The organism is Ramlibacter pinisoli (assembly GCF_009758015.1).
Taxonomy (GTDB): Bacteria; Pseudomonadota; Gammaproteobacteria; order Burkholderiales; family Burkholderiaceae_C; genus Ramlibacter; species Ramlibacter pinisoli.
This window is the reverse complement of record NZ_WSEL01000003.1, coordinates 1,069,489-1,094,964: the sequence shown is the minus strand read 5'-3', so window position 1 is coordinate 1,094,964 and position 25,476 is coordinate 1,069,489. Positions and strand designations below refer to the sequence as shown.

The 25,476-nt window shown below is 71.0% G+C and carries 26 protein-coding genes; 14 read left to right on the top strand and 12 right to left on the bottom strand.

What is annotated here, in order from left to right; translation table 11 throughout:
* Window positions 1-58: 58 nt before the first annotated feature.
* Together serC and GON04_RS06440 are read left to right on the top strand one after the other, a co-directional pair.
* Window positions 59-1,141, top strand: coding sequence for a 3-phosphoserine/phosphohydroxythreonine transaminase (gene serC / locus GON04_RS06445; RefSeq protein WP_157397115.1), 1,083 nt, complete (start codon window positions 59-61; stop codon window positions 1,139-1,141).
* A 122-nt stretch (window positions 1,142-1,263) separates the two neighbouring features.
* Window positions 1,264-4,134: an aconitate hydratase gene (locus GON04_RS06440; protein ID WP_157397114.1), complete on the top strand. Its 2,871-nt coding sequence runs from the start codon at window positions 1,264-1,266 to the stop codon at window positions 4,132-4,134.
* Between the two features lie 76 nt (window positions 4,135-4,210).
* Here the strand turns inward: GON04_RS06440 and GON04_RS26560 are convergent, their stop codons facing one another.
* Window positions 4,211-5,125 (bottom strand): LysR family transcriptional regulator, encoded by a 915-nt coding sequence (locus GON04_RS26560; RefSeq protein ID WP_181653919.1) that lies wholly within the window; start codon window positions 5,123-5,125, stop codon window positions 4,211-4,213.
* A 232-nt stretch (window positions 5,126-5,357) separates the two neighbouring features.
* On the opposite strand from GON04_RS26560, the gene GON04_RS26555 reads away from it, so the two are divergent.
* Together GON04_RS26555 and GON04_RS06425 are read left to right on the top strand one after the other, a co-directional pair.
* The gene (locus tag GON04_RS26555; protein ID WP_181653918.1) at window positions 5,358-6,335 is read left to right on the top strand and encodes a hypothetical protein; all 978 of its coding nucleotides are present in this window, start codon (window positions 5,358-5,360) and stop codon (window positions 6,333-6,335) included.
* Window positions 6,336-6,373: 38 nt separating this feature from the next.
* Window positions 6,374-7,546: an FAD-dependent monooxygenase gene (locus GON04_RS06425; protein WP_181653917.1), complete on the top strand. Its 1,173-nt coding sequence runs from the start codon at window positions 6,374-6,376 to the stop codon at window positions 7,544-7,546.
* Window position 7,547: 1 nt separating this feature from the next.
* On the opposite strand, the gene kynA is transcribed toward GON04_RS06425, so the two are convergent.
* From kynA to GON04_RS06405, 4 genes are all read right to left on the bottom strand, one after another.
* Complete coding sequence (kynA, locus tag GON04_RS06420; protein WP_157397111.1) at window positions 7,548-8,375, bottom strand: tryptophan 2,3-dioxygenase; 828 nt, start codon at window positions 8,373-8,375, stop codon at window positions 7,548-7,550.
* Window positions 8,372-9,628: a kynureninase gene (gene kynU / locus GON04_RS06415; RefSeq protein WP_157397110.1), complete on the bottom strand. Its 1,257-nt coding sequence runs from the start codon at window positions 9,626-9,628 to the stop codon at window positions 8,372-8,374. The genes kynA and kynU overlap by 4 nt, the downstream gene beginning before the upstream one ends.
* Complete coding sequence (gene kynB, locus GON04_RS06410) at window positions 9,625-10,251, bottom strand: arylformamidase (RefSeq protein ID WP_157397109.1); 627 nt, start codon at window positions 10,249-10,251, stop codon at window positions 9,625-9,627. Before kynB ends, kynU begins: the two co-directional genes overlap by 4 nt.
* A gap of 72 nt (window positions 10,252-10,323) precedes the next feature.
* Complete coding sequence (locus GON04_RS06405; RefSeq protein ID WP_157397108.1) at window positions 10,324-10,647, bottom strand: YkgJ family cysteine cluster protein; 324 nt, start codon at window positions 10,645-10,647, stop codon at window positions 10,324-10,326.
* Between the two features lie 77 nt (window positions 10,648-10,724).
* On the opposite strand from GON04_RS06405, the gene GON04_RS06400 reads away from it, so the two are divergent.
* Window positions 10,725-11,111, top strand: a complete 387-nt coding sequence (locus tag GON04_RS06400) for a hypothetical protein (protein WP_157397107.1) — start codon at window positions 10,725-10,727, stop codon at window positions 11,109-11,111.
* Window positions 11,112-11,123: 12 nt separating this feature from the next.
* Here the strand turns inward: GON04_RS06400 and argF are convergent, their stop codons facing one another.
* Together argF and GON04_RS06390 are read right to left on the bottom strand one after the other, a co-directional pair.
* Entirely contained in the window at window positions 11,124-12,044 is a 921-nt protein-coding gene (argF, locus tag GON04_RS06395) for an ornithine carbamoyltransferase (RefSeq protein ID WP_157397106.1), read from the bottom strand.
* 2 nt (window positions 12,045-12,046) lie between these two features.
* Window positions 12,047-13,240, bottom strand: a complete 1,194-nt coding sequence (locus GON04_RS06390; protein ID WP_157397105.1) for an aspartate aminotransferase family protein — start codon at window positions 13,238-13,240, stop codon at window positions 12,047-12,049.
* Window positions 13,241-13,496: 256 nt separating this feature from the next.
* Here GON04_RS06390 and GON04_RS06385 point away from each other — a divergent pair, with 256 nt between their 5' ends.
* Window positions 13,497-13,793 (top strand): DUF3579 domain-containing protein, encoded by a 297-nt coding sequence (locus GON04_RS06385; RefSeq protein WP_157397104.1) that lies wholly within the window; start codon window positions 13,497-13,499, stop codon window positions 13,791-13,793.
* Window positions 13,794-13,934: 141 nt separating this feature from the next.
* On the opposite strand, the gene rpsT is transcribed toward GON04_RS06385, so the two are convergent.
* Entirely contained in the window at window positions 13,935-14,243 is a 309-nt protein-coding gene (gene rpsT / locus GON04_RS06380; RefSeq protein WP_157397103.1) for a 30S ribosomal protein S20, read from the bottom strand.
* A 96-nt stretch (window positions 14,244-14,339) separates the two neighbouring features.
* Here rpsT and murJ point away from each other — a divergent pair, with 96 nt between their 5' ends.
* Complete coding sequence (gene murJ / locus GON04_RS06375; RefSeq protein WP_181653916.1) at window positions 14,340-15,908, top strand: murein biosynthesis integral membrane protein MurJ; 1,569 nt, start codon at window positions 14,340-14,342, stop codon at window positions 15,906-15,908.
* A 54-nt stretch (window positions 15,909-15,962) separates the two neighbouring features.
* Window positions 15,963-16,817, top strand: coding sequence for a SirB1 family protein (locus GON04_RS06370; protein WP_157397102.1), 855 nt, complete (start codon window positions 15,963-15,965; stop codon window positions 16,815-16,817).
* Between the two features lie 48 nt (window positions 16,818-16,865).
* Here GON04_RS06370 and GON04_RS06365 read toward each other — a convergent pair whose 3' ends face one another.
* Window positions 16,866-18,053, bottom strand: coding sequence for an MFS transporter (locus GON04_RS06365; RefSeq protein WP_157397101.1), 1,188 nt, complete (start codon window positions 18,051-18,053; stop codon window positions 16,866-16,868).
* A 7-nt stretch (window positions 18,054-18,060) separates the two neighbouring features.
* The gene (gene purM / locus GON04_RS06360; protein WP_157397100.1) at window positions 18,061-19,092 is read right to left on the bottom strand and encodes a phosphoribosylformylglycinamidine cyclo-ligase; all 1,032 of its coding nucleotides are present in this window, start codon (window positions 19,090-19,092) and stop codon (window positions 18,061-18,063) included.
* Between the two features lie 92 nt (window positions 19,093-19,184).
* Between purM and GON04_RS06355 the strand changes: the two genes are divergently transcribed.
* From GON04_RS06355 to atpE, 6 genes are read left to right on the top strand one after another with little or no spacing between them, the layout of a single operon-like run.
* Entirely contained in the window at window positions 19,185-20,249 is a 1,065-nt protein-coding gene (locus tag GON04_RS06355; protein WP_157397099.1) for an AI-2E family transporter, read from the top strand.
* Window positions 20,249-20,923, top strand: coding sequence for a DnaA regulatory inactivator Hda (hda, locus tag GON04_RS06350; RefSeq protein ID WP_157397098.1), 675 nt, complete (start codon window positions 20,249-20,251; stop codon window positions 20,921-20,923). The genes GON04_RS06355 and hda overlap by 1 nt, the downstream gene beginning before the upstream one ends.
* A 30-nt stretch (window positions 20,924-20,953) precedes the next feature.
* Window positions 20,954-21,640 carry an HAD family hydrolase gene (locus GON04_RS06345; RefSeq protein WP_157397097.1) on the top strand — a complete coding sequence of 229 codons (687 nt, stop codon included), beginning with the start codon at window positions 20,954-20,956 and terminating at the stop codon, window positions 21,638-21,640.
* On the top strand, window positions 21,637-23,235 hold the full coding sequence (pcnB, locus tag GON04_RS06340) for a polynucleotide adenylyltransferase PcnB (protein WP_157397096.1): 1,599 nt from the start codon (window positions 21,637-21,639) through the stop codon (window positions 23,233-23,235). The genes GON04_RS06345 and pcnB overlap by 4 nt, the downstream gene beginning before the upstream one ends.
* Before the next feature lie 2 nt (window positions 23,236-23,237).
* Window positions 23,238-23,708 (top strand): 2-amino-4-hydroxy-6-hydroxymethyldihydropteridine diphosphokinase, encoded by a 471-nt coding sequence (gene folK / locus GON04_RS06335; RefSeq protein ID WP_157397095.1) that lies wholly within the window; start codon window positions 23,238-23,240, stop codon window positions 23,706-23,708.
* A gap of 36 nt (window positions 23,709-23,744) precedes the next feature.
* Window positions 23,745-23,987: a F0F1 ATP synthase subunit C gene (gene atpE / locus GON04_RS06330; protein ID WP_157397094.1), complete on the top strand. Its 243-nt coding sequence runs from the start codon at window positions 23,745-23,747 to the stop codon at window positions 23,985-23,987.
* Window positions 23,988-24,007: 20 nt separating this feature from the next.
* Here the strand turns inward: atpE and GON04_RS06325 are convergent, their stop codons facing one another.
* Both GON04_RS06325 and GON04_RS06320 read right to left on the bottom strand, forming a co-directional pair.
* A complete protein-coding gene (locus GON04_RS06325; RefSeq protein WP_157397093.1) occupies window positions 24,008-24,403 on the bottom strand; it encodes a VOC family protein in 396 nt (131 codons plus the stop codon).
* Window positions 24,400-25,374 carry an isopenicillin N synthase family dioxygenase gene (locus GON04_RS06320; RefSeq protein ID WP_157397092.1) on the bottom strand — a complete coding sequence of 325 codons (975 nt, stop codon included), beginning with the start codon at window positions 25,372-25,374 and terminating at the stop codon, window positions 24,400-24,402. The genes GON04_RS06325 and GON04_RS06320 overlap by 4 nt, the downstream gene beginning before the upstream one ends.
* Window positions 25,375-25,476: the final 102 nt, after the last annotated feature.

Below are 25,476 nucleotides of genomic sequence, written 5' to 3'. Positions count from 1 at the left end.
CCAGGGGGTGGGCCGCGCCCCTCTTGTATGCTGTCGGCCCCTCTCCCGTCCGACAGCCATGCCCCGCGTCTTCAATTTCTCCCCCGGTCCCGCCACCCTGCCCGAAGCCGTCCTGCGGCAAGCCGCCGACGAGATGCTCGACTGGCGGGGCAGCGGCATGTCGGTCATGGAGATGAGCCACCGTGGCAAGGAGTTCATGGGCATCCATGCCGAGACCGAGGCCACGCTGCGCGAGTTGCTGGCGATCCCCGCCAACTACAAGGTGCTGTTCCTCCAGGGTGGCGCGATCGCGGAGAACGCCATCGTCCCCATGAACCTGATCGGCCGCACCGGCAAGGCCGACTACGTGGTGACCGGCGACTGGTCGGTGCGGTCGCTGACCGAGGCGCGCACCTATGGCCGCGTCGCCGTGGCCGCCAGCAGCGAAGCCACAGGTTTCACATCCATTCCCCCGCGCGACACCTGGACGCTCGATCCCCAGGCGTCCTACGTCCACATCTGCTCGAACGAGACCATCGGCGGCGTGCAGTACCACGGGACCCCCGACACGGGGGGCGTGCCGCTGGTGGCCGACATGTCGTCCGACATCCTGTCGCGCCCCATCGACGTCTCGCGCTACGGCCTGATCTATGCCGGCGCGCAGAAGAACATGGGCCCCTCGGGCGTGACCATCGTGATCGTGCGCGACGACCTGCTGGGCCACGCGCTGCCGATCACGCCGTCGGCCTTCAACTACCAGCTGCAGGCCGAGGCCGACTCCATGCTCAACACGCCGCCCACCTACGCGATCTACATCGCGGGGCTGGTCTACAAGCACGTCCGGTCGCTGGGCGGCATGGCGGCCATGGAAGAGCACAACAAGGCCAAGGCCCGGCTGCTGTACGACTTCCTCGACCAGAGCAGCTACTTCCAGAACCGCGTGGCGCCGGCCGACCGTTCGCTGATGAACGTGCCGTTCCACCTGAAGGATCCCGCCCTCGACGGCGTCTTCCTCGATGGCGCCAGGGCGCGCGGGCTGATCCAGCTGAAGGGCCACCGCATCGTCGGCGGCATGCGGGCCTCGATCTACAACGCGATGTCGCTGGAGGGCGTGCGCGCCCTGGTGGCGTACATGCAGGACTTCGAGCGCGAGCACGGCTGACGGACGGCTGGCTCGACAGCCCACGTCGCCGCACGGGAATGGGTGCCGGCGGCACAATGGGTCCCCCTCGCCGGGCGGGACGCCGCCCCGGCGGCTCCCAGAACGCACATGCAGGAGGACCGATGACGCACGCATTCGATTTCACCCGCAAGACCTTCCAGGCCGGCACCCGCAAGGGCGGCAGCTTCTATTCGCTGCCTGCGCTGGCCGAGGAGTTCCCCTCCGTGCGCCGCCTGCCGGTCTCGATGCGCATCGTGCTCGAGTCCGTGCTGCGCAACTGCGACGGCCTGCGGGTGACGCCGGAGCACGTGCGCCAGGTCGCCAGCTGGAAACCGAATGCCGAGCGCGTCGAGGAGATCCCGTTCGTGGTCGCGCGCGTGGTGCTGCAGGACTTCACCGGCGTGCCCCTGCTGGCCGACCTGGCGGCCATGCGCAGCGCCGCCGCCCGCCTGGGCAAGCCGGCCGCGCGGGTCGAACCGCTGGTGCCGGTCGATCTCGTGGTCGACCACTCGGTGATGGTCGACTACTACGGCACGAAGGACGCCCTCGACCTGAACATGAAGCTCGAATTCCAGCGCAATCGCGAGCGCTACGAGTTCATGAAGTGGGGCATGCAGGCCTTCAAGACCTTCGGCGTCGTGCCGCCCGGTTTCGGCATCGTGCACCAGGTCAACCTGGAGTACCTGGCGCGTGGCGTGCACCGCACGGCCGACGGCATGTACTACCCCGACTCGCTGGTGGGCACCGACAGCCACACCACCATGATCAACGGCGTCGGCGTGGTCGGCTGGGGCGTGGGCGGCATCGAGGCCGAAGCCGCCATGCTGGGGCAGCCGGTCTACATGCTCACGCCCGACGTGGTGGGTTTCGAGCTCACCGGCCGCCTGCGCGAGGGCTGCACCGCCACCGACCTGGTGCTCACGGTCACCGAGATCCTGCGCAGGCACAAGGTGGTGGGAAAGTTCGTCGAGTTCTTCGGCGAGGGCACGCGCACGCTGGCCGTTCCCGACCGCGGCACCATCGCCAACATGGCGCCCGAGTACGGCGCCACCATGGGCTTCTTCCCGGTCGACGAGAAGACCATCGACTACTTCCGCGGCACCGGCCGCAGCAAGGACGAGATCGATGCGCTCGAGGGCTACTTCCGCGCCCAGGGGCTGTTCGGCATCCCGCTGGCCGGCGAGATCGACTACTCGCAGGTCGTGAAGCTGGACCTCGGGCAGGTCACGCCCAGCCTGTCGGGCCCCAAGCGGCCGCAGGACCGCATCGAGCTGGGCAAGGTTGCCGAGCAGTTCCGCGTGCTGTACTCGCGCACGGCGGCCGAGAACGGCTTCAACAAGCCGTCCGAGACCCTGCAGACGCGCCACCTGCTGCACGCCGGCGGCGAGACGCCCGACACCAAGGTGCCGGCCAGCCCGCCGGTCAAGCCGGCGGCGCAGGTGTCCGAGTCCGAGATGGAGTCCAACAAGCCGACGCTGGCCTCGGCCCAGTCGGAGGCGGCCTCGGCACCGTCGGCGCCGCAGCACGTGACCATCGGCAACGGCGACGTGCTCATCGCCGCCATCACCAGCTGCACCAACACCTCCAACCCCGGCGTGCTGCTGGCCGCCGGCCTGCTGGCGAAGAAGGCGGTGCAGGCCGGCATGCGCGTGCAGCCGCACATCAAGACCTCGCTGGCGCCCGGCTCGCGCATCGTGACCGAGTACCTGCGCAAGGCGGGGCTGCTGTCCTACCTGGAGCAGCTGGGGTTCAACGTGGCCGGCTACGGCTGCACCACCTGCATCGGCAACTCGGGCGATCTCGCCTCGGAGATCAACGAGGCGATCGCCAAGAGCGACCTGGTGTGCGCCGCCGTCCTCTCGGGCAACCGCAACTTCGAGGCCCGCATCCACCCCAACATCAAGGCCAACTTCCTGGCCAGCCCGCCGCTGGTGGTGGCCTATGCGCTGGCCGGCACCATGCTGCGCGACCTGATGACCGAGCCGGTGGGCAAGGGCCATGGCGGCAAGGATGTCTGGCTGGGCGACATCTGGCCGTCCAGCGACGAGATCCACCAGCTGATGAAGTACGCCATGGACGGCAAGGCCTACCGGGACAACTACGCCCAGGTGAAGACGGCGCCCGGCGAGCTGTGGCAGGGCATCCGCGGGGTGGAGGGCGAGATCTACGCCTGGCCGCACAGCACCTACATCGCGGAGCCGCCTCTGTTCACGCAGTTCGATCCCCAGCCGCCAGCAAATGACGCGCAGCAGGACTTCTCGGTGCGCCAGGCGCGCATCATGGCCCTGTTCGGCGACTCGATCACCACCGACCACATCTCGCCGGCGGGCTCGATCAAGGAGAGCTCGCCGGCCGGCCAGTGGCTGCTGGCCAACGGCGTGATGAAGCCCGACTTCAACAGCTACGGCGCGCGCCGCGGCAACCACGACGTGATGATGCGCGGCACCTTCGCCAACGTGCGCATCAAGAACCTGATGATCCCGGCGCTGCCCGACGGCTCGCGCGAGGAGGGCGGGCTCACGCTGTACCGCGACGGGCAGGGCGCCACCGAGAAGCTGCCCATCTTCGACGCCGCGATGAAGTACATGGCGCAGGGCCGTCCGACGGTCATCTTCGCCGGCGAGGAGTACGGCACCGGCTCCTCGCGCGACTGGGCGGCCAAGGGCACGCAGTTGCTGGGCATCAAGGCGGTGGTGGCGCGCAGCTTCGAGCGCATCCACCGCAGCAACCTGGTGGGCATGGGCGTGCTGCCGCTGCAGTTCAAGGGCGGCGACACCTGGCAGTCGCTGCAGCTGGACGGCTCGGAGTTCGTCGACGTCATCCCCGACGAGCAGCTGCGCCCGCAGAGCGACGCCCGGGTGGTCATCGTGCGGCCGGACGGCACCCGGCGCGAGATCACCGTCACCCTGCGCATCGACACGGCCATCGAGGTGCAGTACTACCGCCACGGCGGCATCCTGCCTTTTGTCCTCAGGCAGCTGCTCGCTGCCTGAGCACGCAGGCACTCTCCCAGGAATCGCCACGCGACCGCGTGGCGAGGTGCTCAGGCAACTGCTGGCTGCCTGACGATCACGGAGCTGCCGCGCGGGTCTTGGCCACCTGGGCCAGGAACTGCATGGCGAACGCCGCCACGGGCGAGGGCGTGCGGCCGGCCAGGGTGACGATGCCGAGGTTGGCCACGTGCGGCGGCATGTCGTGCGGCAACAGTTCATGGACGAGCTGGTGTTCCAGGTCGTCCGCCAGCTGGTCGCGGGTGGCGACGATGGCCGTGTCGCTGTCCAGGGCGATGCGCCTGAGCAGCTGGATGTCGTCGCATTCCACCGCCACCCACAGCTTCTGCTCCGGCGGCAGCCCCATCAGCCGGCCGAGCCGCAGCAGCGTGTCGCGTGGCAGGCGCCCGGTGGCGATGCCGTAGGGCAGCAGGTCGGCCATCCGCAGCGACTGGCGTGCCAGCAGCGGATGGCCGTGCCGCACGAAGAGGCCGGCGGGCAGCTGGCCGATGCGCTCGACGTGGAACATGCCGTCGCGCGGCACGTCGACGATGTTGGCGACGAAGAAGTCGTGCTCCTCGTGGCGCACGTTGGCCAGCAGGTGGAAGGCATTGCTCACCTGCACGCACACGCCCACGGCCGGGTAGCGGTGGCGCAGCTCGGCCAGCAGCTGCGGAACCAGCGCAGCGGCCGGGAAGGGTCCGCAGCCGAAGGTCATGTCGCCGATGGCGCGTTCGCGGTAGAGCGAGACGTCGCGCTCCAGGTTGCTGGTCTGCTGCAGCAGGCTGCGCGCCCGCTCGACGACGAATGCGCCCGCAGGGGTCGCTCGGGCCTCCAGGGTGCCGCGGTCGAACAGCTTGAGGCCCAGTTCCGCCTCGGCGGCCTGGATGCTGCGGCTGAAGGCGGGCTGGCTCAGATGCACACGTTCCGCGGCGCGGCGGAAATTGCCCTCGTCGGCCAGGACCACGATGTGTTGGAGCCGACGGATGTTCATGGGGGATGCACCCAGCGCATCGACTCTAGCCCAGCATGCATTGGAATCAAAGACGTCAAGTCCGGAAAATCCGCTGCTGAAGAGCCGCCCGACCGCGCGCGGCTCCCATCTTCGGAGCCCGTAGTACCCGTGACCCGCCTTCCTGCCTGCAGCGCGGCCGTCGCCCGCGCCGCCCCTGTCCCCGTCCCCCTGCCCGTCGTCCCGCGGGTTGCCGTCCGCGAAGGCGTCGCCGGTGGCTGACGGCCCGACCCGGCCCACCGCACCCACCGCCCAACCCGACAGCGAAACGGTCACCCGCATCGTGCGCGCGAGCCGTGCGCAGGTGCAGGGGTCGGCGATGGAGCGGCTGTTCGCGGCCCGCCAGCGGGTGCGCGGCGCCGGTGCGATCCCCGGCCTGTGCGGCGCCGTGCTCCACGTGGGCGGCTGGTACGTGCTCTGGCAGGAGGGCCCGCCGGCAGCGATCGAGGCGGCGCTGCGGCCTTCGCGCCGCAGTGCGCTGCACGAGCCGCCCCGCCTGGTCCACCGCAGCACCGGACCGAGGACGCTGCGCGAGGCGCTGGCCATCAGCACCACCCAGTGGGCGGAGGCGCCCGAGCAGTTCGAGCGCCGCATCGAGGCGCTGCGCCAGGTGGCCGCCGACGTCCAGCCGGCCGAGATCTGGCGCGCCCTCAGCGAGCCCTGCAACCTGGGGCCGGTGGGCGACGTGCCGCGCGGCCACTGCTGGGTGGGTTTGCTGGCGTCGGACGACCAGAGCTCGATCGAGATCGCCCGCCGGCTGGCCGAGCGTTGCCGCCGCCCGCTGGTGTACCGGCGCTTCGCCGACGGCGAGCCGGGCAGCAACGACGTCGGCACGGCCTACTTCGACGTGGCGTTCCGCGGCCGCAAGCTGCGCGTCCAGGCGGTGGCGCGCCGGGCCTTCGGCCACGAGCTGGTGCACCACTCGCTGCGGACGCCGGACCGCGTGGCGCTGCTGGTCGGCGACAAGGCCCGGCACGCGATGGAACTGGCCACCGGTGTGGTCGAGTTCCTGCGGCGCGCAACCGGCGCCCCGAGGGTCGACCTGGTGGCCGGCGATGCCGGCGTGCGCAGCAGCGTCGGTGATTTCCTGCGCGCGCACCTGCCCGCCGGCGTGACGCAGCGCGAACCGGTCGGCGATCTCGAGCTGATGAACCTGCTGTTCGGCCCGATGCCCGAGGCCGGTCTCGCCTAGCGGCTGCCGCCGGCCCCTGCGCGGGCACAATCCGCCGCGTGGAACACGATGTCCTGGTCGCGGGCGGAGGGATCGCCGGCCTGGCCGCGGCCCTGGCCGGGCGCGCCGCGGGCTGGCAGGTGCGGCTGTACGAGCAGGCCACCGGGTTCGCCGAGGTGGGCGCCGGCCTGCAGCTGGGACCGAACGCCACCCGCGTGCTGGAGCCCTGGGGCGTGCTGGCGCGCCCGGAACTGCGGCCGTTCGAGCCGCCCCGGCTGTCGGTGCGCGATGCCCTCGACGGCCGTGAACTCGGCTCGTTGCGCCTGGGCGCCACGGCGCGGGAGCGCTACGGGTCCCCCTATCTCACCATCCACCGCGCCGACCTGCTGGCGGCCCTGCTGCAGGCGGCGCGTGATGCGGGCGCCGTGCTGCACACCGGCGCCCGCATCGCCGCGGTCACCAGCGACGCCGATGCCGGCTGGCTGCGATTCGACGACGGCGCCGTGGCGCAGGGCGATGCGGTCGCCGTGGCCGACGGCGTCTGGAGCCGCCTGCGCGAGCAGCTGCTGGGCGACGGCGCGGCGCCGGCCACCGGGCAGGTGGCCTACCGCGCCCTGCTGCCGATGGCGGGGCTGCCCGCGGCGCTGCGTGGCCCGCAGGTCGAGGCCTGGCTCGGGCCGGGCATGCACCTGGTTCGCTATCCGGTGCGCGCCGGCGAGGCGCTGAACGTGGTGGCCTTCCTGGAGGGGCGCGCCGAGGTCGGCTGGGACCATGCCGCGCAGGCCGGTGCCCTGGCCGCCGCGAGCCGCCCGCTCTGCCGCGATCTGCAGGCCCTGCTGGAGGCCGTCGACGACTGGCGGCTGTGGCCGGTGCACGACCGGCCGCCGGTGCGCGATGCCGAGGCCATGGTGCGCGGGCGCGTGGCCCTGCTGGGCGACGCCGCGCATCCGATGCGGCCCTACCTCGCGCAGGGCGCCGGCATGGCGCTGGAAGATGCCGCCGAACTGCAGCGCGTGCTGGCCGCCTGCGACGGCCGGGTCATCGACGTGGCCACCGCGCTGCGCCGCTATGCCCTGGGCCGCTGGGAGCGCTGTGCCCGGGTGCAGCGGCGCGCCGTCCGCAACGGCCGCATCTTCCACGCGGCCGGGCCGCTGCGGCTGGCGCGCAACCTGGCGATGCGCATCGCCGGCGAGCCCCTGCTGGACCTGCCCTGGCTCTACCGCGGCACCTGAGTCACAGGTCGGTGCGCAGCCGCCAGATCTCGGGGAACAGCACCACGTCGAGCATCTGGCGCAGGTAGGGCACGCCCCCGGTGCCGCCGGTGCCGCGCTTGAAGCCGATGATGCGTTCCACCGTGGTGACGTGGCGGAAGCGCCAGAGCCGGAACGCGTCTTCCAGGTCCACCAGTTCCTCGGCGAGCTGGTACAGGTCCCAGTAGGTCTCGGGATCGCGGTAGACGACCAGCCAGGCCTGCTCGACCTCGCGGCTCTCCGGGCGGCGTTGCGTCCAGTCGCGCTCCACGCAGTCCGGCGGGACGGGCAGTCCGCGCCGCGCCAGCAGCCGCAGGGCCTCGTCGTGCAGCGAGGGGGCCTCGAACGCCGCCTGCACCTGTGCCAGCAGGTCGGGGCGGTGCTCGTGCGGCTTGAGCATGGCCGGGTTCTTGTTGCCCAGCGCGAACTCGATGCAGCGGTACTGGGCGCTCTGGAATCCGCTGGAGCTGGCGAGGTAGGGCCGGATGGCGCTGTACTCGGGCGGCGTCATGGTGGCCAGCACGTCCCACGCATGCACCAGCTGCTCCATGATGCGCGAGACGCGGGCCAGCATCTTGAAGGCACTGCCCAGCCGGTCGTTCGCCACCGCCTCGATGGCGGCGCGCAGCTCGTGCAGCATCAGCTTCATCCACAGCTCGCTGGTCTGGTGCTGGATGATGAACAGCATCTCGTTGTGGTCGGGCGAGAGCGGCTTCTGCGCCCCGAGGATGGCGTCCAGCTGCAGGTAGTCGCTGTAGCTCATGGAGGCGCTGAAGTCCAGCTTCGCGCCGTGGTCGTGCGGGTTGCTCATGTCACGGCCTGCTGGCGGTTGAATTCCTCGCGCTGCCACTCGCCGGTTGCGAGCACCTCGCGCAGGTGCTCGACCGCCTGCCACACGTCCTCGAAGCCCAGGTACAGCGGCGTGAAGCCGAAGCGCAGGATGTCGGGCGCGCGGTAGTCGCCGATGACGCCGCGCGCGATCAGCGCCTGCACCAGCGCGTAGGCCCCGGTGTCGCGGGCCAGGCACACCTGCGAGCCGCGGTCGGCGTGCCCGCGCGGCGTCACCAGGCGCAGGCCCGCACCGGCGCAGCGCTGCTCCACCAGCGCGATGAACAGGTCGGTGAGCGCGAGCGACTTGCGGCGCAGCGCCGCCATCCCGCCGAGCGGCAGGCTGGCCTCCAGCGTCTCGAGGCCGCAGCCGAGCGCCGTCATGCTCAGCACCGGCTGCGTGCCGCACAGGTAGCGCGCAATGCCCGGCGCCGGCCGGTACTCGGGCGTGAAGGCGAACGGCGCCTCGTGGCCCCACCAGCCGGCCAGCGGTTGCCAGAAGCGGTCGGCATGGCGCGGATGGACCCAGGCGAAGGCCGGTGCGCCCGGGCCGCCGTTGAGGTACTTGTAGCCGCAGCCGATGGCGAAGTCGGCGTCGGCCGCGTGCAGGTCCACCGGCACCGCGCCGGCGCTGTGGGCCAGGTCCCAGATGGCCAGCGCGCCGGCCGCGTGGGCCCGGGCCGTGACGTCGGCCATGGCGTGCATGGCGCCGGTGCGGTAGTTGACGTGCGTCAGCAGCAGGACGGCCACGCCGGCGTCCAGCGCGGCGGCGATCCCCTCCGCCTCGACCAGGCGCAGTTCGCAGCCGCGCTCGCGGCACAGCGCCTGGGCGATGTACAGGTCGGTCGGGAAGTTGCTGCGCTCGCTCACCACCACCCGGCGCCTGGGCGCGTCCTGGGCGGCCAGCGTGAGGGCGGCGCTCAGCACCTTGTACAGGTTGACCGAGGTGGTGTCGGTGGCCACCACCTCGCCGGCGGCCGCGCCGATCCAGGGCGCGATGCGGTCGCCGATGCGGGCCGGCAGCTCGAACCAGCCGGCGCTGTTCCAGGACCGGATCAGGCCCTCGCCCCATTCGTCCTGCACCGCGCGGGCGACGCGGGCCGCCGTGGCGCGGGGCAGGGGACCGAGCGAGTTGCCGTCCAGGTAGATCACGCCCGCGGGCAGCGCGAACAGGTCGCGCAGGGGGCGCAGCGGGTCGACGGCGTCGAGCGCGCGGCAGTCCTGCAGGCTGGTCATGGCCGGCGCAGCACGGCGCGCACGGGCGAGGCGTCGGCGGTCATCCATTTGAGGGGCAGGGCGATGAGTTCGTAGTCGCCTTCGGGCACGTCGTCGAGCACCAGGTTCTCCAGCACGCGCAGGCCGCGGCGGCGGACCGCCTGGTGGCTGGGCAGGTCCTTGCTGGCGGCGGGGTCGATGCTGGCCGTGTCGATGCCGACCAGCCGCACGCCGGCGTCGGCCAGCCGCTCGATGGTGGCGGCGTCGAAGGCGGCCAGCTCCGGATCCCAGCGGTCGACCGGCATGCGCTCGTAGGTGCGCACCAGCACGCGCGCCGGCAGGCCGTCGGTGGCGTGCGCCAGGTCGTCCCACCGGACCAGGGGGCCGCGGCCGATGGCGTGGATCACGCGGCACGGACCCAGGTAGGCCCCGAGGTCGACGGCGCCGATCGGCTCACCGTGCGGGTCGTAGTGCAGCGGGGCGTCGGCATGGGCGCCCACGTGCGGCGTGGTGGTGATGCTGCTCACGTTGACCGGGCAGCCGGGGCCGATGCGCGCGGACCATTGCTGCGCGTACTGCGTGTCGCCGGGGAACACCGGCGACTGCGCATGCACCGGCGGCGAGATGTCCCAGAGGTGCTCCATGCGGCGAGTGTGGCGCGCGAAAAAAGCGCGTGGTGTCGGTTGCCACCAACACCGCCGAAATTTCCCCGCTGGCTAGATCACCGGCGGCAACGGCGGCAGCCCGTGGCGCACGCGCGCCTTCTCGCAGCCATGGCTGCCGGGCTCGAGCTCGCGGCAGGGATTCGGCCGCCACTCGTAGATGCCGCAGGACGCCTTCTCGCCGACCTTGCCCTGCAACGCGGCGCAACGGATGGGGACGTGGTCGGTGCCGCGCATGCGGCAGGTGCTGCCGTTCACCTCGACCGCCAGGCCGGCCGGCACGTGGCCGCCCATGTCGTCGAGTTCGTAGACGGCGAAGTCGACGCGGTAGCTCGCGCAGCAGGCACCGCACGAAAGACAGGGATGTGGCTCGCTCATGCTGTCAACGGCGCGCCAGGCGCCGCGTTGTGGGGAAACTGGATGTCCATCCAGTCTTTTCGTGAAAGGAATCGACCATGGAATTGCAGACCGCACGCGCCATCCTCGACACGCTGGCGCAGGGCATCCACCCCGTCTCCGGGGAAGTGATGCCCCCCGACAGCCCGTACAACGAGCCGCCCGTCATCCGTGCGCTGTTCACCGTGTCGCAGGCGCTGGAGGCGGCCGCCGATGCGCCGGCGCCGCGGCGCTCGCGCGGCGAGCGGCCCGCCAACACCGGCAAGCCCTGGAGCGCCGAAGACGACGAGCAACTGCGCCTGGGCTTCGACGCCGGCACGCCCACCAAGGCCCTGGCGGCCGCGCTGGGGCGCACGCGCTGGGCCATCGAATCGCGGCTGGTCAAGCTGGGCGCCATCCCGCTCGAACCTGGGGGCGTGCCCATGGGGCCGGCACCGGCGCACTGAAGCGGCCGGGCGTCAGCCCGACACCTTGCCGAGCAGCAGGTACTCCATGAGTGCCTTCTGCACGTGCATCCGGTTCTCGGCCTCGTCCCACACCACCGACTGGGTGCCGTCGATCACCTCGGCGGCCACTTCCTCGCCGCGGTGGGCGGGCAGGCAGTGCATGAACAGGGCGTCGGGGCGGGCCACCTTCATCATGTCCTCGTCGACGCACCAGTCGGCGAAGGCCTTGCGGCGGGCCTCGTTCTCGGCCTCGTAGCCCATGCTGGTCCAGACGTCGGTGGTCACCAGGTCGGCGCCGCGGCAGGCGTCCATCGGGTCCTTGAACACCTTGTAGCTGTCGCGGCTGCGCACGCCGGCCACCGCCTGGTCGACCTCGTAGCCGCTGGGCGTGCTCAGGTGCACGGTGAACCCCAGCAGCTCGGCGGCCTGCAGCCAGGTGTTGGCCATGTTGTTGCCGTCGCCGACCCAGGCGACCACCTTGCCCCGGATGGAGCCGCGGTGCTCCTGGAAGGTGAAGATGTCGGCCAGGATCTGGCAGGGGTGGAATTCGTTGGTCAGGCCGTTGATCACCGGCACGCGCGAGTGCGCCGCGAAGCGCTCGATCTTGTCCTGGCCGAAGGTGCGGATCATCACCAGGTCGACCATGCGGCTGATCACCTTGGCGCTGTCCTCGATCGGCTCGGCGCGGCCCAGCTGGCTGTCGCCGGTGGTCAGGTGCACCACGCTGCCGCCCAGCTGGTACATGCCGGCCTCGAAGCTCACCCGGGTGCGGGTCGAGGCCTTCTCGAAAATCATCGCCAGCGTGCGGTCGGCCAGCGGGTGGTACTTCTCGTAGGCCTTGAACTTGCGCTTGATGACGGCCGCACGCTCGAACAGCCAGGCGTACTCGCCGGCCGTGAGGTCGGTGAACTGCAGGTAGTGCTGGATCGGCATGGTCACTCCGCCAGGAAAGCCCTCACCAGCGGGACCAGGATGTCCAGGCACTCCTGGGCGTCGGCGCGGGTGTAGATCAGGGGCGGCAGCAGGCGCACCACCGTGTCGGCGGTGACGCTGATCAGCAGCCCGGCGTCGGCGGCCCGGTTCACCAGCACCGAGCAGGGGCGATCGAGCTCCATGCCGATCATCAGGCCCTGGCCGCGGATCTCCCGCACGCCCGGCAGGCCGCCGAGTTCGCGCGCCAGCGCCTCGCGGATGAAGCCGCCGATGCTGGCGGCGTTCTCCAGCAGGCCGTCCTCCTCCATGATGCGGATGGTCTCGATGCCCGCCCGCATGGCGAGCGGGTTGCCGCCGAAGGTGGTGCCGTGGTTGCCGGGCTGGAAGATGCCGGCGGCGCGCGGGCCCGCCACCACCGCGCCGATCGGCACGCCCGAACCCAGGCCCTTGGCCAGCGGCATCACGTCCGGCACGATGCCGGCCCACTGGTGGGCGAACCACTTGCCGGTGCGGCCCATGCCGCACTGCACCTCGTCGATCATCAGCAGCCAGTCGTTCTCGTCGCACAGCTTGCGAACCTGCTGCAGGTAGTCGATGCGCATCGGGTTGATGCCGCCCTCGCCCTGGATGGTCTCGAAGAACACCGCCACCACGTCCTTGTTGCCCTGGGTCGCGGCGCGCAGCGCGGCGATGTCGTTGAGCGGCACCCGGATGAAGCCCTCGACCAGCGGCCCGAAGCCCTTCTGCACCTTCTCGTTGCCGGTGGCCGACAGGGTGGCGATGCTGCGGCCGTGGAAAGCCTTCTCGTAGACCACGATCTGCGGCCGCTCGATGCCCTTGTCGTGGCCGAACTTGCGTGCCAGCTTGATCGCGGCCTCGTTGGCCTCCAGCCCGGTGCAGCAGAAGAAGGCGTTGGTCATGCCGGCCAGCTGCGTGAGCTTGGCGGCCAGCTGCTCCTGCCCGGGCACGTGGTAGTAGTTGCTCGAATGGATGAGCTTCGCCACCTGGTCCTGCAGGGCCGGCACCAGCCGGGGGTGGTTGTGGCCCAGCGTGTTGACCGCGATGCCCGCCAGGGCGTCGAGGTAGGACTTGCCGTTGACATCCCACACGCGCACGCCCTGGCCGTGCGACAGGGCCACGGGCACGCGGCCGTAGGTGTTCATCACGTGGGGCGACGCGGGCTCGATCAGGGCCATGGGCTGCTTCTCCTTGGGCTGCGCGCCGTCGGATGCGGCGCGGGAAAAAAAATCGGCTCAACGCGTGAGCCGTTGAGGGCCGATTCTAGGCACACCGCCTGCCCTGCCTGGTTGACGATTGCGCATCACTGCGATGAAGCGGGGCAGGGTGCGGCCGCGGCGGGGAAGGCTGGCTCAACTCTTATATAAGATAGAATACTTGTGCAATGCAGCATGGGCGATCCCCGGCTGCAATGCTCTCCCACACCAGCACCGAATGGTCTCCAGCAGCACCAGAGAAATCCTCATCCTGGGCATCACCCGTGATGGCCGCACCTTCCGGCCGAGCGATTGGGCCGAGCGGCTGGCGGGCGTGATGAGCCCGTTCCGGCCGGGCGGCGCGCAGCCCGGCAGCCACCTCAGCTATTCCCCCTGGTGCGTGCCGCGCACCGCCGAGGGCGTGAAGGCCGTCGTGGTCCACAGCGACCTGCGCGCCCACGACGTCATGGCCTGGGATTTCGTGATGAACTTCGCCCGCGACAACGACCTGCAGGTGCGCGACATCGAAGGCTGAGCGTCCAGGGCCGGCCGCCTCATCCCGGCCTCGCATCCCCACCAATGAAAAAACCGCCCGAAGGCGGTTTTTCACTTTTGCTGGCAGCGCACCCGGTTCAAACGGCGGGCTTCGGGGAAGCCCGGGCGGGTGACCCGGAGGTCAGGCGGCGGCTTGCGCCGTGGCCAGCGACTTGACCTTTGCCGCGAGGCGGCTCTTGTCGCGCGAGGCCTTGTTCTTGTGGAAGATGCCCTTGTCGGCGACGATGTCGACGATGCTCTGGGCCTTCGCGAAGAGGTCGGTCGCCTTGGCCTTGTCGCCAGCGGCGACGGCCTTCTCGACGTTCTTCACGGCGGTGCGGTACTTCGAGCGCAGCGAGGTGTTCGCGGCGTTCAGCTTGACGTCCTGGCGGGCGCGTTTGCGGCCCGACGCCAGGCGCGGGTTCTTCTTCTTGGGTTTGGCAGATGCCATGGTGTGTTCCTTAGGTGTTCGAGGATGATGCCAGCAAAGCCCTCCATTGTAAGCGATCGGGCAGGCTCGGCTGGCTGAGCCGCTTACACTCGGACGGTGAGCCTGTTCAAAGCCGCTTCCACGGTCTCCGCGCTGACGCTGGCCTCTCGCATCACCGGGCTCCTGCGCGACCTGCTGATGGCCGCCTTCTTCGGTGCCAGCGCGCTGACCGACGCGTTCAACGTCGCGTTCCGCATCCCCAACCTGTTCCGGCGCCTGTTCGGCGAGGGAGCCTTCAGCCAGGCCTTCGTGCCGGCGCTGGCGCACACCCGCGAGCAGCGCGGCGAGGAGGTCACCCGGGTCCTGGTCGACCACGTGGCCACCGTGCTGGCCTGGGTGCTCCTGGCCACCTGCGCGCTGGGAGTGCTGGCCGCGCCGCTGCTGGTCTATGCGCTGGCCAGCGGCCTGCAGCAGGAGCCGCGCGCGTTCGAGGCCGGCGTCGTCATGACGCGCTGGATGTTCCCCTACATCGGCTTCATGTCGCTGGTGGCGCTGTCGGCCGGCATCCTCAACACCTGGAAACGTTTTGCCGTGCCGGCCGCGACGCCCGTGCTGCTGAACCTGGCGATGATCCTCGCCGCCTGGTTCGGCGCACCCTGGTTCCGGTCGCTGGGCATCGAGCCGATCTACGCCATGGCGGGCGGCGTGATGGTCGGCGGTGTCCTGCAACTCGCCGTGCAAGTGCCGGCGCTGCGCCGCATCGGCCTGCTGCCGCACATCGGGCTCACCTGGTCGCGGTTGAAGGCCGCCTGGGCCGATCCCGGCGTGCGCCAGATCGTCGGCATGATGGGCCCGGCGCTGCTGGGCGTCAGCGTCGCCCAGATCTCGCTGCTGATCAACACCCAGATCGCCTCGCACCTGCCCAGCGGCAGCGTCACCTGGCTGTTCTATGCCGACCGGCTGATGGAGTTCCCGACCGCCATGCTGGGCGTCGCGCTCGGCGTGGTGCTCATGCCCCAGCTCGCGTCGGCGCGTGGGGCCGGCGACGCCGATCGCTACTCGGCCATGCTCGACTGGGGGCTGCGGCTGGTGGTGCTGCTGGCCATGCCGGCGTCGGTCGCGCTGCTGGTCTTCGCGCAGCCGCTGGTGGCGACCCTGTTCCACTACGGTGCCTTCCGCGACGCCGACGTCCTGCAGGTGTCCGTCGCCCTCGGTGCCTACGGCGTCGGCCTGATGGGGCTGGTCGGCATCAAGGTGCTGGCACCGGGTTTCTATGCCAGCCAGGACATGAAGACGCCCGTGCGCATCGCCGTGGCCGTGCTGGTTCTCACGCAACTGATGAATCTTGCGTTCGTGCCGCTGTTCCGCCATGCCGGACTGGCGCTGTCGATCGGCCTGGGCGCGTTGCTCAATGCGGGCTGGTTGCTGCTGGGCTTGCGTCGGCGCGGCAGCTGGACGCCCTCGCCGGGCTGGTGGCGCTTCCTGCTGCAGGTGGTCGCCGCCACCGTGCTGCTCACGCTGTTCCTCCTCTGGGGCGCGAGCAGCTTCTCCTGGATCGGGCTGCGCGCCGAGCCGCTGCACCGCGCGGCCCTGCTGGCCGGGCTGCTGGTCGCCGCCGCCGCCATCTACTTCGCCGCGCTCTGGGCCGCAGGCTTGCAACTGAGGCAATTCGTCACGCGCTGGTAAAGGCACGCCGGGGTCGCCTTGACGCTGCCGTGCGGGTCCATTACAACGAACCACATGGCGCTGAACCTCGAAGTCCCGAGCACGCTGGACTACTTCCGTACTCTGGTCCAGGACGACGACCATTTCCCGCTGCTCGAGGCAGCCGCCTGCATCGCCCAGGACGAATATCCCGACCTCGACGTCCAGCAGGTCCTCGGCGACGTCGACCAGCTGCTCGCCCGCCTGAAACGCCGCCTGCCGGCCGACGCCGCCCCGCTGCAGCGGCTGCGCGCGCTCAACCAGTTCTTCTTCCGAGACCTCTCGTTCGGCGGCAACGTCAACGACTACTGCGACCCCGACAACAGCTACCTCAACGTCGTGCTGCGCACGCGGCGCGGCATCCAGATCTCGCTGGCCATCCTGTGGATCGAGCTGGCCCAGGGGCTGGGACTGCATGCGCGTGGCGTGTGCTTCCCGGGGCACTTCATGGTCAAGGTGAACCTGCCCAAGGGCCAGGTCGTCATCGATCCGTTCACCGGCCAGTCGCTGTCGCGCGAGGAATTGTCCGAACGCCTCGAGCCGTACAAGCGGCGCAGCGGGCTGATCGACGACTTCGAGGTGCCGCTCGGGCTGTACCTGCAGGCAGCGCCGCCGCGCGACGTCATCGCCCGCATGCTGCGCAACCTCAAGGAGATCCACCGCGCCCAGGAGGACTGGCAGCGGCTCATCGCCGTCCAGGACCGCCTGCTCATCCTGCTGCCGGACGCCTGGGCCGAGTACCGCGACCGCGGCCTCGCGCATGCCGAGCAGGGCCACGCCGCGCTGGCCGTGCTCGACCTCGAGACCTACCTCATCCACGCGCAGGATTCGCTCGACATCGACGCCATCGCCGACCGCGTGGCCGACCTGCGCCGCGCCCAGAACAGCTAGGCCGGCGCGCCCGCGAGGGCCGTCCCGGGGCCCCGGGGTCCGATCACGTCACGCCGGCCGGCGCCGCGCCAGCAGCCCGGCCAGCGCCAGCACGCTGAAGGCGGCGCCGGCCAGGAAGGTGGTGGCCGGCCCCCAGCGGTCCCACAGCCAGCCCGCCAGCGCGCTGGCCACCAGCAGCGCCACGCCACTGGCCAGGTTGAACAGGCCGAAGGCGGTGCCGCGCAGGTGCTCCGGCGCCGTGGCCGCCACCATGGTGGCCAGCAAGCCCTGGGTCATCGCCATGTGCAGGCCCCACAGCACGATCCCGGCCCACAGCAGCGGCCCGGCCCCGGCCGCCGCCAGCAGCAGGTCCGAGACCACCAGCAGCAGCAGGCCGGCGGCGAGCAGCAGGCGCTGGTCGAGCCGGTCGGCCAGGCGGCCGAACGGGTAGGCGCCGGCCGCGTAGACCACGTTCATGGCGATCAGCACCGCGGGCGCCCAGGCGACCGGCAGTCCGCCCTGCTGCGCGCGCAGCACCAGGAAGGCCTCGGAAAAGCGGGCCAGCGTGAACACCGCGCCGACCGCCACCACCCACCAGTAGGCGCCCGACAGCTGGCGCAGGTTGTCGCGCCGGATCGGGTTGGAGCGGCGCGGGCCGCCGCGGGGCTCGGGCTCGCGCACCCCCACCACCAGCAGCGCCACGCACAGCACGGCCGGGATGACCGCGACCCAGAACACGGCCCGGAAGTCGTCCGCCCACAGCAGCATCAGCCCGATCGCCAGCACCGGGCCGAGGAAGGCGCCGACGGTGTCCAGCGACTGGCGCAGGCCGAAGGCGGCGCCGCGCATCGCCGGCGGTGCCAGGTCGGCCACCAGCGCGTCACGCGGCGCGCCCCGGATGCCCTTGCCGATGCGGTCGACCAGGCGGGCCGTCACCACCATCCCGGTGGTGCTGGCCAGTGCGAACAGGGGCTTGGAGAGTGCGCCCAGGCCGTAGCCCAGCAAGGCGAGCGGCTTGCGGCGCCCGAGGTGGTCGGACAGCGCGCCCGAGAAGACCTTGACGATGAGCGCGGTGGCCTCGGCCACGCCTTCGACCAGCCCGACCGCCAGCATGCTGGTGCCCAGCGTGGTGACCATGAAGACCGGCAGCAGGCTGTGGATCAGCTCGGACGAGACGTCCATCAGCAGGCTGACGAAGCCCAGCGCCCAGATGGCGCGGGGCAGGCGGGGGGCGGGGGCGCCGGACCCGGTCCCCATGGGGCCGTCAGGCGACGACGACCGGGGCGCCGTCGCCGCGCGCCGCGATGGCGCCGATCTCGTGCACGGTCTCGCCCTGCGCGCGCAGCGTGGCGGCGGTCGCCTGGGCCTCGGCGGCGGCGACCACCACCACCATGCCGATGCCGTTGTTGAAGGTGCGGTTCATCTCGAAGTCGGAGATGCCGGCCGTCTGCTGCAGCCAGGCGAACAGCTCGCTGCGCGGCCAGCTGCCGGCGCGCAGGTGGGCCGCCGTGCCTTCGGGCAGCACGCGCGGGATGTTCTCCAGCAGGCCGCCGCCGGTGATGTGGGCCAGCGCCTTGATCGGGTGCTGCGCCAGCGCTGCCAGTACCGGCTTGACGTACAGGCGGGTGGGCGCCATCACGGCATCGCGGAACGGCTGCCCGTCCAGCGTGGCGGGCAGGGCGGCGCCGGCCCGCTCGATGCACTTGCGCACCAGGGAGAAGCCGTTCGAATGCACGCCGCTGGAGGCCAGCCCCAGCACCACGTCGCCCGGCCGCACGTCGCGGCCGGTGAGGATCTTCGACTTCTCGACCGCGCCGACGGCAAAGCCGGCCAGGTCGTACTCGCCGGCCGGGTACATGCCGGGCATCTCGGCCGTCTCGCCGCCGATGAGGGCGCAGCCCGACAGCTCGCAGCCGCGCGCGATGCCGCCGACCACGCGGGCGGCCGTGTCCACGTCGAGCTTGCCGCAGGCGAAGTAGTCGAGGAAGAACAGCGGCTCGGCGCCCTGCACCAGCACGTCGTTGACGCTCATGGCCACCAGGTCGATGCCCACCGTGTCGTGCATGCCCCACTCGAACGCGAGCTTGAGCTTGGTGCCCACGCCGTCGGTGCCGCTCACCAGCACCGGCTCCTTGTAGCGCTTGGGCACCTCGAACAGGGCGCCGAAGCCGCCGATGCCGGCCAGCACGCCGTCGCGCATGGTTTTCCTGGCCAGCGGCTTGATGCGCTCGACCAGCGCGTCGCCGGCATCGATGTCGACGCCGGCATCCTTGTACGAGAGGGGAGAGTGGCTCATGGGCGGCAAGGGCAGGCCCTGCAGGGCGCCCGATAGAATTTGAGGGATTTTACCGGCGGCCATCCGCCGTCCCCGCCCCACCGACCCCCCGGATGCAATTCACACCCACCCAGAAACGTGTCGCCACCTGGGCGCTGATCGCGCTGCTGTCAGTGCTGGTGCTGCGGGCGCTGGGGCCGGTGCTGACGCCGTTCGTGGTCGGCTCGGTGCTGGCCTATGCGCTCACGCCGCTGGTCGACCGGCTCGAGGCCCGGGGCCGGCTGCCGCGCGCGGTGGCGGCGGTGGTGGTCGAATTGCTGTTCGTGCTGGCGCTGGTCTCGCTGTTCTTCATGGTGGTGCCCATCCTGGCCAAGGAAATCCCGCTGATGCGCGACCAGCTGCCGGCCCTGTTCGACTGGCTGGATGCCACGGTGCGGCCCTGGCTGGCGCAGTTCGGCATCCACGTCGCGCTGGACGTGGCCAGCCTCAAGGCCCAGATCCTGCGATACCTGGAGGTCAACTACGAGGAGGCCCTGCTGCACCTGCTGTCCTCGCTCAAGGTCGGCGGCAGCCTGGCCTTCACGCTGCTGTTCAACGCGGTCCTGATCCCGGTGGCGCTGTTCTACCTGCTGCTCGACTGGGACCGCTTCGTGGTCCGCGTGCTGGAGCTGGTGCCGCCGCGGGCGCGCCCGGGCGTCGATTCGTTCTCGCACGAGGCCGACCAGGTGCTCGGCCAGTACCTGCGCGGCCAGCTGCTGGTGATGCTGATCATGGCGGTGTTCTATTCGGTCGGCCTCGCGCTGTTCGGCCTCGACCTGGCGCTGCCCATCGGCATCTTCACCGGGCTGGCGATGTTCGTGCCCTACCTGGGCTTCGGCATCGGGCTGGTGCTGGCCCTGCTGGCCGGGCTGCTGCAGTTCGCCTCGGCCAAGGCCCTGGTGATGGTGGCGGTCGTCTACGGCGCCGGGCAGCTGGTGGAGGGCTTCTATTTCACGCCGCGGCTGGTGGGCGAGCGCATCGGGCTGCACCCGCTGGCCGTCATCTTCGCGCTGCTCGCGTTCGCCCAGGTGTTCGGTTTCGTCGGCGTGCTGGTGGCGCTGCCGGCCAGCGCCGTGCTGCTGGTCGCCATCCGGCGCGTGCGATCGGGTTACCTGGCAAGCCGCCTTTACCAAGGATGATGAAGCAGCTCACCCTTCCCATTGCGCTGGCCCGTGCGCCCACGCTGGAGAGCTTTTGCCCGGGCCCCAACGAGCCGACGCTGGCCCACCTGAAGCTGTGGGCCGGCAGCCCGACGCGGTCGCCGGTGCCCACCTACCTGTGGGGGCCGTCGGCCAGCGGCAAGACCCACCTGCTCAAGGCGGTGCTGGAGTCCCTGCGCGAGCAGGGCGCGCGCGTCGGCTGGCTCGATGCCTCGATGCTGGAGCCGCCGTCGTTCGACGAACGCTGGGCGGTGGTGCTGATGGACGACGTCCACCTGTACACCGCGGTGCAGCAGCACGCGGCCTTCGCCTGGTTCGTCAGCTGCCAGGCGCTGCAGCGCGGCGTGCTGGCGGCCGGCGCGCTGCCGCCGGCCGACCTCCAGCTGCGCGAGGACCTGCGCACGCGCCTGGGCTGGGGCCACGTGTTCCAGCTGCAGGTGCTGTCGGACCCGGAACGCCGCGCCGTGCTGCGCCAGGCCGCCGACGCGCGCGGCGTGTTCCTCGGCGACGACGTGATGGATTTCATGCTCACGCGCTTCTCGCGCGACCTGGGCCACCTGATGCAGTTGCTCGACCAGCTGGATGCCTACGCGCTGCAGACCAAGCGCGCCATCACCATCCCGCTGATCAGGTCGATGCTGGAAAACGAATGAAGAGACGGTTCCCCCCGAAGCGGCCTGCGTATGCATAAGAAGCTGAGGCTGGCCCTCTTCGACCTCGACCACACCCTGCTGCCGATCGACTCCGACTACGCCTGGGGCGAGTTCACGCAGGCCATCGGCTGGACCGACCCGGTGGTCTTCAAGCAGCGCAACGACGCCTTCTACGAGCACTACAAGGCCGGCACGCTCGACGTCCACGACTACGTGCGCTTCGCCACCGAGGCCATCCGGCTGCAGGGCCGGGAGGCGGCGCTGGCCGCCCGCGAGCGCTTCATGGCCGAGGTCATCGCGCCGGCGCTGCGGCCCGAGGCGCTGGAGCTGGTGCAGACGCACCAGCGGGCAGGCGACACCGTCGTCATCGCCACCGCCACCAACGAGTTCGTCACCGAACCCATCGCCCGCGCCTTCGGCGTCGAGACGCTCATCGCGGTGCGGCTGGCCCGCGATGGCGACGGCTGGATCACCGGCGAGATCGACGGCGTGCCATCCACCCGCGAGGGCAAGGCGGTGCGCGTCGGGCAGTGGCTGGCCGACCGCGGCCTGGACTGGGCCGGCGTCGAGGCCACCTTCTATTCCGATTCCATGAACGACCTGGCGCTGCTGGAGCAGGTGGACCACCCCGTGGCCACCAACCCCGACGACCGCCTGCGCGCCCTGGCCCGCGAGCGCGGCTGGCGTATCCTGAACCTGTTCTCCCCCCACCCATGATCAAAAAATTCATCGAGTCGCTGCTGGGCGGCGGCGCCGGCCGCAAGCCGAAATTCGGCAAGCGCCAGGAGATCGGACCGCAGGAGCACGGCATCGACCCGTCGCTGGTCGACGAGCGCGCCGTCAACGTGGTGCGCACGCTCAAGGAAGCCGGACACCAGGCCTACATCGTCGGCGGCGCCGTGCGCGACCTGCTGCTGGGCCTGCGTCCCAAGGACTTCGACGTCGCCACCGACGCCACGCCCGAGCAGGTCAAGGGCCTGTTCCGGCGCGCCTTCATCATCGGCCGGCGCTTCCGCATCGTGCACGTCGTCTACGGCCGCGGCCGCGAGCACGAGGTGATCGAGGTCTCGACCTTCCGCGCCTACATGGACAACGCCGCCGCCGAGACGGTGGCCGGCAACGAGAAGACCAGCCGCTCCGAGCTCGCCGGCATGAAGCACGCCGTCGACGCCAGCGGGCGCGTGCTGCGCGACAACGTGTGGGGTCCGCAGGAAGAGGACGCGACCCGGCGCGACTTCACCATCAACGCCATGTACTACGACCCGGAGACCCAGACCCTGGTCGACTACCACGGCGGCATCAAGGACTCCGGCAAGAAGATGCTGCGCATGATCGGCGACCCGGTCTCGCGCTACCGCGAGGACCCGGTGCGCATCATCCGGGCCGTGCGCTTCGCGGCCAAGCTGTCGCCGGTCGGCTTCAAGCTCGAACCCAAGACCGGCGCGGCGCTCAAGCCCGCCCTGGGCCTGCTGGCCGACGTGCCGCAGAGCCGGCTGTTCGACGAGATGCTCAAGCTGCTGCAGACCGGGCATGCGGTCGCCACCATCGAGCAGCTGCGCGGCCTGGAACTGGCCACCGGCATCTACCCGCTGCTCGACCTGGTGGTCGAGCGGGCCGACCAGCCGTTCGTGCGCGCCGCCCTGCAGGACACCGACCGCCGCGTGCAGGAGGGCAAGCCGGTCGCGCCCAGCTTCCTGCTCGCCAGCGTGCTGTGGTCGGACGTGCGCGACGGCTGGGCCGGGCGGCTGGAGCAGAAGCAGCACCCGTTCCCGGCCCTGCAGGACGCGATCGACGACGTCTTCAACGCCCGCATCGGCGACGTCTCCGGTCGCGGCAAGCTGGCCGCCGACATGCGCGAGATCTGGATGATGCAGCCGCGCTTCGAGAAGCGCACCGGCAGCTCGCCGTTCAGCCTGGTGGAGCAGCCGCGCTTTCGCGCCGGCTTCGACTTCATGCGCCTGCGTGCCGATGCCGGCGAGGTCGACGTCGTGCTGGCCGACTGGTGGCAGGAGTTCAGCGTCGCCAGCGACGCCGGGCGCGAGGACCTGCTGGTCCAGGTGCGCCAGGAGCAGCACAAGGGCGCGCGCCGGGTGCGGGTGGTCAAGCCGCAGGAGAAGGCCTCGCCGGCCGAGCGCCCGGCTTCCTCCGGCGAACCGGCGGACGTGGCGCCCGCCGAGGAAGGCGAGCACATCGATGCCGAGCCGGGCGCCGTGCCGGCCAAGCGCCGCCGCCGCCGCCGCAAGCCGGCCGGTGCCGCGGGTGGCGGCGCGGCCGGGGCGGGCGAGCGGCCGGCCGAACCGCCGGCGCAGTGAGCATGGGCCGCGAGCCGGTCGCGGCCTTCGTCGGCCTGGGCGCCAACCTGGGTGACCCTGCCGCGGCGGTGCGCGCGGCGCTCGACGCGCTCGGCCGCCTGCCCGGCACCGCGCTGGTGGGGCGCTCGTCGCTCTACCGCAGCGCGCCGGTCGACGCCTGCGGCCCCGACTTCGTGAATGCCGTCGCCGCGCTGCGCACCACGCTCAGCGCGCCCGCGCTGCTGGCCGCCCTGCAGGCGATCGAGCAGGCGGCCGGCCGCGAAAGGCCCTGGCACCATGCGCCGCGCACGCTCGACCTCGACCTGCTGCTGTACGGGCAGGCGTCGATCGCCAGCCCGGCGCTCACGGTGCCGCACCCGCGCATGCGCCAGCGCGCCTTCGTGCTGCTGCCGCTGGCGGAACTCGCGCCCGATCGTGTCGCGCCCGCCGACCTGGCGGCCGTTACCTCCCAGGTCATTGCCCGCCTTCCCTGAGCGCGCGAGCATGGAGCCACCACAAGGAGGTTCCACATGACAGACACCGGACTCATCGCCCTCGCGTGCGGCCTGATCATCGGCCTGGGCGCCATCGGCGCCTGCCTGGGCATCGGCACCATGGGCGGCCGCTTCATCGAGGGCGCGGTGCGCCAGCCCGAGCTGATGGAACCGCTGCAGGTGAAGATGTTCCTGCTGGCGGGCCTGATCGACGCCAACTTCCTGATCGGCGTCGGGGTGGCGATGATGTTCGTCTTCGCCAACCCGTTCGCGAACTAGGCGCCAGGCGCGACCCGCTTTCAGTCGGCCTTCGCGCCCACCCGGAACACGTTGCCTTCTGGATCTTCCAGCACCACCTGCCAGTCGCCGTAGTACGTGCGGTACGGCGCCTTCACCACCGTCGCGCCGCGCTCGGCTGCCCGCTGCGCGGCGCCGTCGACGGCGGCCGGCGACTCGGCCATGAAGGTCGCGTAGCCGGTGACGGGGGCGGGCCCCCGCTGGTCCGGGCGCCGTTGCCCCAGGCCGAGCAGTTCGTACGCACCGGGCGCATTGAAGCCGATCTCGACGTCGCGTGCCGCCAGTGCGCGGTACAGGGGCGAGCGCAGCTCGGTGCGTTCGGCCAGCTGCAGCACGTCGCGGTAGAAGGCCATCTGCGCTTCGATGTCGCGGCAGAACAGGTTGAAGTTCACCCTCATGCCGGGGTGCCCTCCGCAGGCTTGCCGTAGGTGCGCCGGTACATCTCGGCCAGGTGTTCGCCGGCCGTGCAGGGCGTGAACCGCGGCTGCTCGCCGGCCGGGACGGTGCCGGGCACGGCCTCGATGCGGGCCATGTAGTCCGGCTCGTAGAAGAAGGGGACCGAAAACCGCGGGCGGCCCGACGAGTGCCGGTTGCGCACGCGGTGCGGATTGGAGTGGTACAGGCCGTTGGTCCAGCGCGGGATCATGTCGCCCAGGTTCACGACGAAGCAGCCGTCGATGGGCGTGGCGTCGGCCCAGGTGCCGTCGGGCATGCACACCTCGAGCCCGCCATGTGAATCCTGCGCCAGGATGGTGATGGCGCCCCAGTCGGTGTGCGCGCCGGCGCCGAAGGTGTGCTGGTCCGCGTCGGGCGGATGCGCGGGATAGCGCAGCATCCGCAGGGTGACCATCGGGCTCTCGCTCGTGCCGTCGAAGTAGTCCTCGGGCAGTGCGAGCGACAGCGCCAGCAACTGCATCAGGCGGCGCGCGAGGGCCAGCAGGCTGCGGATGTACGCCTCGCACACCGCGGGCGCCTGCGGCACCTGCGCCGGCCACTGGTTGCCGCCGTAGGTCTGGTAGCCGGCCCTCACGTAGGGATGGTCGGCCGGATACGCCATGCCGCAATAGAAGCTTTCCTTCAGGTCCGGCTTCGCGTCCAGGTCCAGCGTCTGGGCGCCCAGGCGCTCGTAGCCGCGCAGGGTCGGCGAGTTCTTCATGTCCAGCCGTTCGCGCGTGCCCGGCGGCACGTCTTCCAGCAGCTGCCGGGCCAGCTCGAACTGGCGCGCCACCTGCTGCGCGGCGACGCCGTGGTTGCGCACGTAGAAAAAGCCCGAGCCGACGGCGGCTGCGCGCAGCTGGCGTGCCACCTCGGCACTGCGTGGACCGCCCCGGGACAGTGCGCCCTGCAGATCGAGGATGGGGATGCTCATGGGGGCCACTCAGCAAGAACGATACCGGCACTGTAGGAACGAACCTTGCTGTCAAGAAGCACGGATTCGGCACGCTACCGTTCTCGAAGACAGAACGCAAAC

What these genes read in the sequence shown, in the direction of transcription:
- serC (WP_157397115.1), top strand. Translation starts at nt 59, where the DNA reads ATGCCCCGCGTCTTCAATTTCTCCCCCGGTCCCGCCACCCTGCCCGAA.
- GON04_RS06440 (WP_157397114.1), top strand. Translation starts at nt 1,264, where the DNA reads ATGACGCACGCATTCGATTTCACCCGCAAGACCTTCCAGGCCGGCACC.
- GON04_RS26560 (WP_181653919.1), bottom strand. Translation starts at nt 5,125, where the DNA reads ATGAACATCCGTCGGCTCCAACACATCGTGGTCCTGGCCGACGAGGGC.
- kynA (WP_157397111.1), bottom strand. Translation starts at nt 8,375, where the DNA reads ATGAGCAACCCGCACGACCACGGCGCGAAGCTGGACTTCAGCGCCTCC.
- kynU (WP_157397110.1), bottom strand. Translation starts at nt 9,628, where the DNA reads ATGACCAGCCTGCAGGACTGCCGCGCGCTCGACGCCGTCGACCCGCTG.
- kynB (WP_157397109.1), bottom strand. Translation starts at nt 10,251, where the DNA reads ATGGAGCACCTCTGGGACATCTCGCCGCCGGTGCATGCGCAGTCGCCG.
- GON04_RS06405 (WP_157397108.1), bottom strand. Translation starts at nt 10,647, where the DNA reads ATGAGCGAGCCACATCCCTGTCTTTCGTGCGGTGCCTGCTGCGCGAGC.
- GON04_RS06400 (WP_157397107.1), top strand. Translation starts at nt 10,725, where the DNA reads ATGGAATTGCAGACCGCACGCGCCATCCTCGACACGCTGGCGCAGGGC.
- argF (WP_157397106.1), bottom strand. Translation starts at nt 12,044, where the DNA reads ATGCCGATCCAGCACTACCTGCAGTTCACCGACCTCACGGCCGGCGAG.
- GON04_RS06390 (WP_157397105.1), bottom strand. Translation starts at nt 13,240, where the DNA reads ATGGCCCTGATCGAGCCCGCGTCGCCCCACGTGATGAACACCTACGGC.
- GON04_RS06385 (WP_157397104.1), top strand. Translation starts at nt 13,497, where the DNA reads ATGGTCTCCAGCAGCACCAGAGAAATCCTCATCCTGGGCATCACCCGT.
- rpsT (WP_157397103.1), bottom strand. Translation starts at nt 14,243, where the DNA reads ATGGCATCTGCCAAACCCAAGAAGAAGAACCCGCGCCTGGCGTCGGGC.
- GON04_RS06370 (WP_157397102.1), top strand. Translation starts at nt 15,963, where the DNA reads ATGGCGCTGAACCTCGAAGTCCCGAGCACGCTGGACTACTTCCGTACT.
- GON04_RS06365 (WP_157397101.1), bottom strand. Translation starts at nt 18,053, where the DNA reads ATGGGGACCGGGTCCGGCGCCCCCGCCCCCCGCCTGCCCCGCGCCATC.
- purM (WP_157397100.1), bottom strand. Translation starts at nt 19,092, where the DNA reads ATGAGCCACTCTCCCCTCTCGTACAAGGATGCCGGCGTCGACATCGAT.
- GON04_RS06355 (WP_157397099.1), top strand. Translation starts at nt 19,185, where the DNA reads ATGCAATTCACACCCACCCAGAAACGTGTCGCCACCTGGGCGCTGATC.
- hda (WP_157397098.1), top strand. Translation starts at nt 20,249, where the DNA reads ATGAAGCAGCTCACCCTTCCCATTGCGCTGGCCCGTGCGCCCACGCTG.
- GON04_RS06345 (WP_157397097.1), top strand. Translation starts at nt 20,954, where the DNA reads ATGCATAAGAAGCTGAGGCTGGCCCTCTTCGACCTCGACCACACCCTG.
- pcnB (WP_157397096.1), top strand. Translation starts at nt 21,637, where the DNA reads ATGATCAAAAAATTCATCGAGTCGCTGCTGGGCGGCGGCGCCGGCCGC.
- folK (WP_157397095.1), top strand. Translation starts at nt 23,238, where the DNA reads ATGGGCCGCGAGCCGGTCGCGGCCTTCGTCGGCCTGGGCGCCAACCTG.
- atpE (WP_157397094.1), top strand. Translation starts at nt 23,745, where the DNA reads ATGACAGACACCGGACTCATCGCCCTCGCGTGCGGCCTGATCATCGGC.
- GON04_RS06325 (WP_157397093.1), bottom strand. Translation starts at nt 24,403, where the DNA reads ATGAGGGTGAACTTCAACCTGTTCTGCCGCGACATCGAAGCGCAGATG.
- GON04_RS06320 (WP_157397092.1), bottom strand. Translation starts at nt 25,374, where the DNA reads ATGAGCATCCCCATCCTCGATCTGCAGGGCGCACTGTCCCGGGGCGGT.